At 52.9% G+C, this 10,275-nt stretch carries 10 protein-coding genes; 1 reads left to right on the plus strand and 9 read right to left on the minus strand.

The window, feature by feature from the left end; translation table 11 throughout:
• Position 1: 1 nt before the first annotated feature.
• The 7 genes from AC1W8Y_RS13780 to AC1W8Y_RS13810 form a co-directional block, all read right to left on the minus strand.
• Positions 2-985, minus strand: a complete 984-nt coding sequence (locus AC1W8Y_RS13780) for an ABC transporter ATP-binding protein (protein WP_482015064.1) — start codon at positions 983-985, stop codon at positions 2-4.
• The gene (locus tag AC1W8Y_RS13785) at positions 982-2,010 is read right to left on the minus strand and encodes an ABC transporter ATP-binding protein (protein WP_482015065.1); all 1,029 of its coding nucleotides are present in this window, start codon (positions 2,008-2,010) and stop codon (positions 982-984) included. Before AC1W8Y_RS13785 ends, AC1W8Y_RS13780 begins: the two co-directional genes overlap by 4 nt.
• Positions 2,011-2,015: 5 nt before the next feature.
• The gene (locus AC1W8Y_RS13790; protein WP_482015066.1) at positions 2,016-2,855 is read right to left on the minus strand and encodes an ABC transporter permease; all 840 of its coding nucleotides are present in this window, start codon (positions 2,853-2,855) and stop codon (positions 2,016-2,018) included.
• Positions 2,852-3,826, minus strand: a complete 975-nt coding sequence (locus tag AC1W8Y_RS13795; RefSeq protein ID WP_482015067.1) for an ABC transporter permease — start codon at positions 3,824-3,826, stop codon at positions 2,852-2,854. The genes AC1W8Y_RS13790 and AC1W8Y_RS13795 overlap by 4 nt, the downstream gene beginning before the upstream one ends.
• Complete coding sequence (locus tag AC1W8Y_RS13800; protein WP_482015078.1) at positions 3,826-5,397, minus strand: ABC transporter substrate-binding protein; 1,572 nt, start codon at positions 5,395-5,397, stop codon at positions 3,826-3,828. The genes AC1W8Y_RS13795 and AC1W8Y_RS13800 overlap by 1 nt, the downstream gene beginning before the upstream one ends.
• A gap of 124 nt (positions 5,398-5,521) precedes the next feature.
• Positions 5,522-6,685: a hypothetical protein gene (locus AC1W8Y_RS13805; protein WP_482015068.1), complete on the minus strand. Its 1,164-nt coding sequence runs from the start codon at positions 6,683-6,685 to the stop codon at positions 5,522-5,524.
• A gap of 36 nt (positions 6,686-6,721) precedes the next feature.
• Complete coding sequence (locus AC1W8Y_RS13810; RefSeq protein ID WP_482015069.1) at positions 6,722-7,276, minus strand: lipid-binding SYLF domain-containing protein; 555 nt, start codon at positions 7,274-7,276, stop codon at positions 6,722-6,724.
• Between the two features lie 287 nt (positions 7,277-7,563).
• Between AC1W8Y_RS13810 and wecB the strand changes: the two genes are divergently transcribed.
• Positions 7,564-8,748 carry a non-hydrolyzing UDP-N-acetylglucosamine 2-epimerase gene (wecB, locus tag AC1W8Y_RS13815; protein ID WP_482015070.1) on the plus strand — a complete coding sequence of 395 codons (1,185 nt, stop codon included), beginning with the start codon at positions 7,564-7,566 and terminating at the stop codon, positions 8,746-8,748.
• Between the two features lie 66 nt (positions 8,749-8,814).
• Here wecB and AC1W8Y_RS13820 read toward each other — a convergent pair whose 3' ends face one another.
• Together AC1W8Y_RS13820 and AC1W8Y_RS13825 are read right to left on the minus strand one after the other, a co-directional pair.
• Positions 8,815-9,297 carry a DUF4143 domain-containing protein gene (locus AC1W8Y_RS13820; protein ID WP_482015071.1) on the minus strand — a complete coding sequence of 161 codons (483 nt, stop codon included), beginning with the start codon at positions 9,295-9,297 and terminating at the stop codon, positions 8,815-8,817.
• 135 nt (positions 9,298-9,432) lie between these two features.
• Positions 9,433-10,275 (minus strand): PA4780 family RIO1-like protein kinase (locus AC1W8Y_RS13825; RefSeq protein ID WP_482015072.1); only part of this gene is annotated, 843 nt, incomplete at its 5' end.

Genomic DNA, 10,275 nt, shown 5'->3' on the forward strand with positions numbered 1-10,275 from the left:
GTTAAGACACGAGATGGCAGGCAACCTCGTGCTGCTCATCAATCGCCAGTAAAGGCGGGGTTTCTTGGCGACAACGCGTCTCAACGTGCGAGCAACGCGACGCAAAACGACAGCCCGGTGCTGGGTTGATCGGGCTGGCGGGCTCACCGGTCACTCGTATTCGATGAACGGGCCGCACCCCTGCATGCTTAATCGTCGGCACACTGGCCAGCAAGACTTTGCTATAGGGATGACGGGGGGCCTTAAAAAACGTCGCTCGGTCTGCGCGTTCGACAATTTTTCCCATCAGCATCACCACCACCGTATCGGCCATGTATTGCACAACCGACATGTCATGAGAGATAAATACGTAGGTCAGGCCAAACTGTTGTTGCAGACGCTTGAGCAGATTCAACGTCTGTGCCCGCACGGCAACGTCAAGTGCCGACACCGGTTCATCACACACGACCAGCGACGGCTGCGGGGCCAAGGCGCGAGCGATGTTGATTCTCTGTCGCTGCCCGCCCGAGAATTGATGGGGAAACAAGTCGCGTTGATCGGGTCGCAAACCCACTTCAGTCATCAGCTGGGTAACCCGTGCTTCACGCTCAGCCAAGGTACCAATCGACAAGACATCGAGCGGTGTTCGGATGATGTCAGCCACCCGCCATCGTGGATTCAGGGATGAATAGGGATCTTGAAACACCATTTGCATGTGTCGTCTGAACTGTCTCAATGACTCGCCCGACAGGGCTGACAGGGGCTGTCCGTCCATGGTGATGGTGCCTGACGTCAGCGGGCCCAATCTCATCAGCGACAAGGCTGTGGTGGTTTTGCCTGATCCGCTTTCACCAACAATCGCTAGCGTTTTGGATTTATCGACGGTAAATGAAACGTCATCCACGGCATGAACCGTTTGCCTGGGTAAGCCCCAGGCGACCCGTCGTTCAAAATGAACCTTGAGCTGATCCACCGAAATGAAGGCTGAGCGATCGACCGTCTTCATGCCGCCCCCGACAAGCTGCCAACGGCAAGGGGGTGATGACAAGCAACCAGCCGGTCGGCTGAAGGTGCGCTGGTGGTAAGGGGTAGAGCCAACCCGGGCGACTGCAGGCAGCGACCTGTTTGATAGCGGCATCGGTCTTTGAATGCACACGCCGAACCCAGCGTATTCAGGGCGGGCACCACGCCCGGGATTTCCGCTAACCAATCTGCATCGCTCTCGCGCGACTCGGGCAAGCACTGAATCAAACCCTGAGTATAGGGATGCATGGGGTGCTCAAGCACCTCAGCCGTTTGACCTTGCTCAATCATTGTCCCTGCATACATCACCGCCACACGGTCGCACATCTCGGCAATCACCCCCATATCATGGGTAATCAGCAAAATGGCCGTGCCTTTGCGTTGTTGCAAATCCCGAAGCAAATCGAAGATCTGCGCTTGCACGGTCACATCGAGCGCGGTCGTGGGCTCGTCCGCAATCAAAATATCTGGCTCGCAGGCCAAGGCCATCGCAATCATGGCTCGCTGCCGCATCCCACCCGACAATTGATGGGGGTATTCGTCAACCCGCTGCTCAGGTGATGAGATCCCAACCTCGCGCAACAAATCGATGCTGCGTTGACGTGCTTGAGCTTTTGTAAACGTCGAATGCAGCAACAGGGTCTCAACGATTTGGCGTCCGATGGTATGAATCGGGTTCAGCGCGGTCATGGGCTCTTGAAATACCATTGCAATGCGCGCGCCTCGAATCTCGCGAAGCCGTGCCTGCGTCGCTTGGACGAGGTCTTCGCCGCGAAACCGCACCTGTCCAGCTTTCACTCGCCCCCCAGGCGTTGGGACTAATCCCATGACGGCGAGCGAGGTCATACTTTTACCAGATCCCGATTCGCCAACCAACCCAAGGATCTCTCCCGGTTTTAGGGCAAAGCTCACGTCACGCAAGACATCGACCGCCCCGCTGCGCGTCTTAAATTCAACACAGAGGTCTTTGACGTCAAGCAGCGGGGGCAACCGAGGATCGTTGTTCATCGTGCTCACCGATCGCGCAACTTGGGATTGAGGGCTTGATTCAGCCCATCTGCCACCAAGGTAATGGACAATACCGTCAAGAAGATCAGCAAGCCTGGCCAAGTCACCACCCACCACGCATCCAAGACATATTGACGTCCATCACCAATCATGCGGCCCCAACTCCAGACATTCGGATCTCCCAGCCCCAGATAAGACAAGCCTGCCTCAAACAGAATGGCCGATCCCACGGCAAAGGTGGCTGACACTAGCAGGGGGGCCAACGCATTAGGCAAGATCACTCGCCAAATCAGTCGAGAGGTTTTGGCCCCAGCCGCACGTTCTGCCAAAATGAACTCCAGCGTTTTCAGCCGCAAGAACTCGCCTCGGGTCAATCGTGCCACGCCGGTCCAACTGACAATACCAATCGCGATCGCGATCGTCGTCATACTCGGCGCAAACAGGGTAACAATCACCATGGCGAACAAGAGCGCGGGCAGGACTTGAAAAAATTCCGTCATCCGCATCAACAGCAAGTCGATCCACTTGCCATAAAACCCAGCTAAGGCCCCAAGGGTAATGCCAATCAAGAGTGACAAAAAGGCAGCTAACGCCCCAACGGCCAGCGTCATCGCCCCACCATTGACTAAGCCAGCCAACACATCCCTGCCCAACTGGTCAGTACCAAGCCAGGCGTTATCCGCGGTGAACGGCTCTGTGAAGGGGACACCAACCATCGCCAGTGGGTCGACACGGTAAAGATGGGGGCCCACAAACGTGAACAACATGATCAAGCACAACAAGCCTGAGCCAACAATCGCCGCTGGGCTACGCAAGAACATCTGCAAGGTTTCGCGCTGCTTCATGCATCACCTCTGCGGATTCGAGGATCGACATAGCGATAAACCAGGTCAGTCAGCAGGTTAGCCACAATCACCATGGCAGACGAAAAAAGCAGAATACCCAAAATAACGGGGTAATCGCGCCGGAGTACTGAGTCAAAGGCCAACCGCCCCATGCCAGGCCAATCGAAGACAGATTCAACGAGCACAGCACCAGCCAGCACGTTACCAAACTGCAGGCCGGCCATCGTTACCACAGGCAAAATCGCGTTTTGCAATGCATGCCCGTAAAACACCCCCCGTTCATCAACGCCTTTTGCTCGGGCGGTTCGGATGAAATCTGACCCCAAGGTATTGATCATGGATGCGCGCGTCATCTGGCTATATTGCGCCACATAAATGATCGACAAGGTCGTCACCGGTAAAACCAAGTGGTGCAACACATCTAATGTCTGGCGAAACCAGCTGGCGTCCATACTAATGGCGATATCCGCCATCCCACTGACGGGGAAGATCTGCCACACTGATGCAAACAGGATCATCAGCATAATGCCAGTCCAGAATACTGGCGCGGCGTAGCCCACTACTGAGAGCAACATGATGAGCTGACTCATCATCCCGTTAGGTTTATGGGATGCCTTGACCCCCAAGCCTACCCCGACCAACAACGAAAAAACAATCGCGCTCGTGATCAGCAACAAGGTTGGGCCAAGCCGAGACATGATTAAGCTCAGCACCGACGCGTTGAAGAAATACGAATACCCCAGATCGCCCAACATGACTTTCTTGAGGTAAATAATCAGTTGATCGGCAAGGGGCAAATCGAGACCCCAGGCGTGGGCAAGACTGGCACGCAACGCCTCTGTCATGCCACCTGTGGCACCAGCCACGGTTTCAATCGGATCACCTGGTGCAATCCGAATCAGTAGAAAATTCAAGATAATGACAGCGAGCATCAAACCCACTGCCAACATCAACCGTCGCAAAACAGCCATTATTTGCTGTCCAGCCAGACCTCATCGTAAGGCGACATCAACCCCCAGATTGTCTCAGGCACATTTCTGACGTTTTTGGCGTACACAGTCCGATAAGGCACGGTGGCAATCCAGGTCACGGGCAGTTCGTCATTCACGATCTTCTGAAAGGCGACATAGTCTTCTTTGCGTTTGACTGGGTCAAGCTCTTGCCCGCCCGCCGCCAACAGCTCATCCACTTTGGGATTGGCATAACCTTGGGTGTTGCTCCAGATCACCGGCTTGATGTTGGTGGATAGATAGGTGCGAGCCACGCCAATGACGGGGTCGCCCCAGTTAAAGACGATATCTGTTGTCATTTCGAAATCACCAGCGGCGATCCGCTTTGCCCAGGACGGAAAGTCTGGCGAGGTGCGCAGTTCGATATTGATCCCTATTTTTTTCAATTGCGATTTTGTGTAATCAGCCACAATTTTTGAATCAATGTCATCGCCGGGGATGTAATCCATCACGATTTTCAGTCGCTCGCCATTGGCATCTTTTTTAAAGCCTGCATCATCAAGCAATCGCTGTGCATGCGCCAGATCAACATGATAAGGATTGAGCGTGGTATCCAGAAACGGACTGCCTGCCGCGAAGGGGCCAGCCAAAGGTTTGGACAAACCGCCATGCAGGACATTGGCAATAAATTCGCGATCAATGGCATACGCGATGGCCTGTCGGACAGCGACTTGATCAAGCGGGGCTTTACGGACGTTGAATGCAATCCACGAGATGGCGCCAATACCTTCGTAGCCTTTGGCTGTCTCAATCATGCCTGCCTTGACCAAGCGCTTAACGATGCGCGGATCACCATTCATGACCAAGCTCAAATCGCCATGCTCTGCACCGATCGCCATGGCCGATTGATCGGGCAAAATCTTGGCGATGATGCGATCAAGATAAGGACGTCCGGGCATGAAGAACTTGTCGAACTTCTCCATCACGATATAGTTGCCGGGTACAAACTCTTTGAGCTTGAACGGCCCAGACCCCACCAGATCGACTGAGTTACGGGGATGATTTTTAATATCCTGACCATCGCCGTAGATATGTTTGGGGATAATTGGGCAGAGCGGCGGGGACATGGCCAGCAAAATGGCGGGATGCGGCGTGTTCATCCGGATGACGGCCGTATACGGATCGGGCGTATCAACATGATCCACGGGGGCCATCATGGTCGCAAACGGATGATTGGCCTTGATGGTCATGATCGAAAATGCCACATCCTCAGCGGTGAGCGGATGACCATCATGAAACACTGCATTCTTGACCAGATGAAGGGTGAGGGATTTGCCGTCAGGGGCGAGCTCCCATTTTTCAGCGAGATAGGGTTGAGGCTCCCATTTGTCGTTAAAGCGCAGAGGGCTGGCAAATAACTGTGTCGTCGGGCGAGCTGTCGCAACGCCAGACTGCACCGCACCGTTTAGGTGCCTCGGGGCTTGACTTAGCTCAATGTTGAGCGTGCCCCCCATTTTGGGGGTTTGTGCCAGGGCATTGCCCGAGCCAATGACAACGAAGATCAATGATGCTATCAGGCTCTTCACGTGCATTTTCATCACCCTGTCACCAAACGCTGTTGTTAGACTTATTTTGTATCAGTGTGACTGAATTATGCTCGAAAAGTCAATTTAATTGATTTGTATTACTACTTTTTTGAGTAAGGTAAACCCTGTCTCAATGACTTTGCTCTCCGTTGCAAATGTTAAGCCCAGTAGTTGGGCTTTCACTCGTCCACGCCCCGGTGGCTTGCGCGGCTTGCACAGACGCCTCTAGGCAAGCTTGTGCCCAAGCTTGGTTGGTCTTTAACCCTCGCTCGCCTTTGATCTTCAACTTTGCTGCGACATCCTGTTGATTGGCGCAGTCGACATTAACATCACAGCGCAATTTGGCGCGCCCGTTATACCGATCACCAGTATCAGGCTCTGTGGCGAAGGATTCTCCCTCGCAGGCGACGAGCTCGCTGGGGTCAGGCAATTCGTTTTTGAATTTCTTGACGCCCTCCATCGCCGACCGAGCATCCATCAGGACAGCACGCTCTGTTTCTGTAATTCTGCCCTGCCGGTCACGCGTGATCGTCAATTCGAGTTGCGTTGCAAACACCTTTTTTTCATTGAGGGCTTTTTCAATGAGAGGCGTTGCGAGGTAGTTGATCAAAATGACAACGTTGTTGGCGTCAACTTCTTTGATGTCGACCTCGGGTTGACGCGACGCCTTGTCAACCAAGCCATTGTTGACAAAGTAACGCCCTTCCTTTTTGTCGTACACCCCGTATGAGCCACCGCCTCGCTGACAATCCAAGGTTGGGGACAGCTTCCAGCGCTTGGTCAACAAGGTATCCAACAACGAGATACGCTCAACAAGTTCGCTGCCAGAGTCTGCCACCTCAGCTTTGTTTTTAGTAACACCTTTCGCTTCAGTTTTAGAAGCAACAACCGCATCGGTTTGACCTTTGACATCGGGTTTGTCGTCAACAGACTTTGTTGTCTCTTTTTGTAAAACCCCTTTTACCCAACGGCCCGTTGCCGTTACCGTGCCGTCAGCACGATATTCGGTGCCGACCCCATCGCGGCGCCCGTTTTTATATTCACCCACATATTTTGTCCCACTCGGAAAGGTGTACGTGCCTCTGCCATGAGCGACGCCGTTCAAGAAGCCACCCACATAAACTTCACCGTTGGGGTTGATTCGTTTGCCAAAACATTTGGTCCATGTGGTGAGATCGTACTCACCCTGACACGCGGGCAAACTGCTGGTTTGGGAGAAAGCTGGCGCTTGCATCAGCAATAATCCACACAGCAACAAGCCCACAATTTCTAGTGCGCCAGCTTTATTCTTCATGTTTTATTCGCACAAAACTCTACATTTAAAACGATTTTATTTTTTTATCCTCGTCACTTTATTGCCTTGTATGCCGATGCCGGCCATCAGGCCCTTTTGACCGAATACGAACGCGTAAATATCGTCTTGCATATTCATCGTTGTTTTAGAGATGGCTGCGCCTTGATCAATGACAACCACACTAGGGCCAACACCGACTTCGAAGCCATCGGTTGAGTCGAGCGCCTTCAATGCAGATTCTTTGGTGAAAAACATGGCGTAGCCATATTCTTGGGCGCCTGCCTGCAAACCAAACGAGGCGCCACCGTTACTATAGTAGGCCACCGTCTTACCGCCACGCATCAACACACCTTCGCCGTATTGGCCGCCGACCACCAAGCCCGCCTTTTTAATATTTGGAAAAACTAGCACCGCAACCGCCATCTCATTCAGTTCTTTGGCCGCTGGCGCTGTTTTCACCAATTTATCGAGCGCAGCACGGCCGGCACGATTGAGTTCTGCGGCAGTTTCAGCATGTACCACTTGACCAACGAGGCCGACTGCCAACACAAACGCCGCTAACATCACTTGCCTGGGAAAGAGGAGTTTCATTGTATGTTCACTTTAACGGTTGATATTGAAGCGGTTGATATTGAAGCGGTTGATATTGAAGCAATTGATGCGCCTGACATGATTTGCATTTTAGTCTCAACTACCTTTTGACAGCCTACCGGTCGTTTAAATTTTTTTTTGCCACTCAGCCGCCTATCATCTGCTGCCTGCCAAGCTGCTCATCAGCCATTGATCGAACCTGCTACAACGCCATGCTAACAGTGAGCCGTATTCGTTTTCATCACTTAAACTAACGATTCGCAAAAAATTATGCAGCGTCACCTCTCATGAAAATCTTAGTCGTCTTCGGGACCCGACCCGAGGCCATCAAAATGGCGCCGCTGGTGCATGCCCTTAAATCATCACCTGCCTTACAAACCATCGTTTGCGTCACCGCTCAACATCGGCAGATGTTGGATCAAGTACTTGATTTGTTTGAGATCGAGCCTGATATCGACCTCGATTTAATGCGCGCTGGGCAAGATCTGGCAGATCTCACCAGCCGAATCCTCGCCGGCATGCGCGATGTCGTTAAGACTCAACGGCCAGACGCGGTGTTGGTGCATGGCGATACGACCACGGCCTTTGCGACCGCCCTGGCGTGTTTTTACGAAGGGATACCGGTGGGGCATGTAGAGGCGGGGCTGAGGACGCATGATATACAGGCACCTTTTCCAGAAGAATTTAACCGGCAAGTGATCAGCAAGATCGCCCGGTGGCACTTTGCGCCCACTGCCTTGAGCAAACAAAATTTGCTGGCAGAAGGCATCCGGCAAAGCGACATTACGGTGACCGGCAATACGGTGATCGATGCCTTACAGTGGGTCACGCAACGCTTCAACCAAGATACGTCTAGACAAACCCAGCTTGAAGAGACCTTAAATCAGGCGCTGCATTTCAACTGGAAGCCCCAAAGCCAGTCGGCGCAAGCTGGCTCAGCGCGCGCAAACGCCGGCGAGCGCTTTGTCTTGATCACCGGCCACAGACGCGAAAATTTTGGCGATGGCTTCTTAAACATTTGTCAGGCCATTCAAACACTGGCGCAAACACATCCTCGCGTGCACTTTGTTTACCCTGTGCACTTGAACCCCAATGTGCAAGAGCCCGTCTACCGACTGCTCAAAGGCTTACCCAACGTGCACTTGATTCCGCCTCAAGAGTACGAGCCTTTTGCTTACTTGCTGCGTCACGCTTACCTGGTGCTCACCGATAGTGGTGGGATACAAGAAGAGGCGCCAAGTCTCGGTAAGCCAGTGCTGGTTATGCGAGAAACGACCGAGCGACCAGAGGCGGTTGAGGCTGGCACAGTCAGATTGGTCGGATCAAATACCGCCTCGATCGTCGAGCATGTGAATGATTTGCTCACGCATGCCGAACACTACGAAGCCATGGCTAAAGCGCATAATCCTTATGGGGATGGCAAGGCTTGTGAGCGCATTGTGGCGCGCTTAGTACTCAACGAAGCAGCCTGACCGTCTCGTCAATAATGAGGTAGCTTATATTGCTGATGCAGCGGGTTTCATGCGCTACGTTTGCCATTAAACGTCTAACTCACACAGCCACTGCGCTGCGAAGCGGACTAAAGCTGAATGCGGGCGCGCATCAGACAGCTTGCACTCGACCAAGTGCGTCAGGCTATCGCCTTCACTCAGACAGAAATCCACTTCAGCTTCATCTTTCGTTCGAATGTAATGCAAGTCAACAGCAGCGCCTCGCGTATCTTGCTGCCACTGCGCATTTTTAAGCAAGTGACACGCCACTAGGTTTTCAAACTGCAGACCTGCATCACCCAACACTAAGCCCGTGTCATAAAAATAGACTTTAGGTGCTTGTAGGGTTGCTCGTGCAATATTTCGATGCCAAGGTCGAACCACGAACACAATAAAAAGAGCTTCTAAAATGTCGAGGTACTTACCAAGGGTTGTGGGCGACAAATTCAGATCGCGCGCCAGTGAGGCAATCGACAGCGGTGAACCCACACGCGAGCGCAGCATCTCTGCAAATAATCGCATGGCGTTCATTTCGTGCAAATTGGCAAAAGGTCGCGACTTTTTTCCAATACGCTTTACAATAGTCGAAACACTGCGTGACTGGATATGCGCGGGGTACCAGCGCTTTTAAATGTCTGTTTTAAGTGTCTGTTTTAAGCGCCTGACTTACGCATCTGCTTCACGCACTCGGCGCAGTTTCTCTTCTTGCTCAAGCCTCGTTTCTTCGAGCTCGTGCATCAACGCATCCATATCCACGACACGGTTGTCAGCAGCGACCTTGCCCGTCAGGGGGATGCCCACCTTGAGCTCACCCGCTTCGTATAACTTCCAGATCTCTTTGCCGTACTGGGTACCTAATAACTGCGGCGCAAACTCGCCAAAGTAGGTGGCGAGATTATTCACATCCCGCTCGAGCATGACTGGCGCCTCGTTATTACCCGCCGCATTGACTGCTTGAGGCAGGTCAATAATCACCGGGCCATCTGCCGCAAGCAAAATGTTGAATTCAGACAGATCGCCATGCACCATGCCTTCGCAAAGCATACGCACGACTTCATTCAGCAGGGATTGATGCAGCTCAAGTGCAAGCGCTTCGGTCATTTCAACATCGTTGAGCCGAGGCGCGGCATTGCCGTCGGCATCTTGAACGAGATCCATCAACAACACCCCATCAGTGCAAATGTAGGGAGTCGGCACACGAACACCCGCATTGGCCAATCTAAACAAGGCATCGACTTCAGCCGTTTGCCAGAGTTTTTCCTGGACTTCGCGGCCGTAGCGACTGCCTTTTTCCATCGCTCGCTGCTGGCGGCTGTTTTGCACTTTACGGCCTTCCATATAGGATGCGGCCTGGCGAAAACTTCTTTGCTTGACGTCTTTATAGACCTTGGCACAGCGGATATGCTGGCCACAGCGAACGATATAGACCGTCGCTTCTTTGCCGCTCATGAGCTGAGACAAGACCTCGTCGATCAGGCCTTCTTCTAGCAGCGGCGCCAGGCGTTTGGG

The organism is Jezberella sp. (assembly GCF_964834465.1).

What these genes read in the sequence shown, in the direction of transcription:
- AC1W8Y_RS13820 (WP_482015071.1), bottom strand. Translation starts at nt 9,297, where the DNA reads ATGAACGCCATGCGATTATTTGCAGAGATGCTGCGCTCGCGTGTGGGT.
- AC1W8Y_RS13800 (WP_482015078.1), bottom strand. Translation starts at nt 5,397, where the DNA reads ATGCACGTGAAGAGCCTGATAGCATCATTGATCTTCGTTGTCATTGGC.
- AC1W8Y_RS13795 (WP_482015067.1), bottom strand. Translation starts at nt 3,826, where the DNA reads ATGGCTGTTTTGCGACGGTTGATGTTGGCAGTGGGTTTGATGCTCGCT.
- AC1W8Y_RS13780 (WP_482015064.1), bottom strand. Translation starts at nt 985, where the DNA reads ATGAAGACGGTCGATCGCTCAGCCTTCATTTCGGTGGATCAGCTCAAG.
- AC1W8Y_RS13790 (WP_482015066.1), bottom strand. Translation starts at nt 2,855, where the DNA reads ATGAAGCAGCGCGAAACCTTGCAGATGTTCTTGCGTAGCCCAGCGGCG.
- AC1W8Y_RS13810 (WP_482015069.1), bottom strand. Translation starts at nt 7,276, where the DNA reads ATGAAACTCCTCTTTCCCAGGCAAGTGATGTTAGCGGCGTTTGTGTTG.
- AC1W8Y_RS13785 (WP_482015065.1), bottom strand. Translation starts at nt 2,010, where the DNA reads ATGAACAACGATCCTCGGTTGCCCCCGCTGCTTGACGTCAAAGACCTC.
- AC1W8Y_RS13805 (WP_482015068.1), bottom strand. Translation starts at nt 6,685, where the DNA reads ATGAAGAATAAAGCTGGCGCACTAGAAATTGTGGGCTTGTTGCTGTGT.
- wecB (WP_482015070.1), top strand. Translation starts at nt 7,564, where the DNA reads ATGAAAATCTTAGTCGTCTTCGGGACCCGACCCGAGGCCATCAAAATG.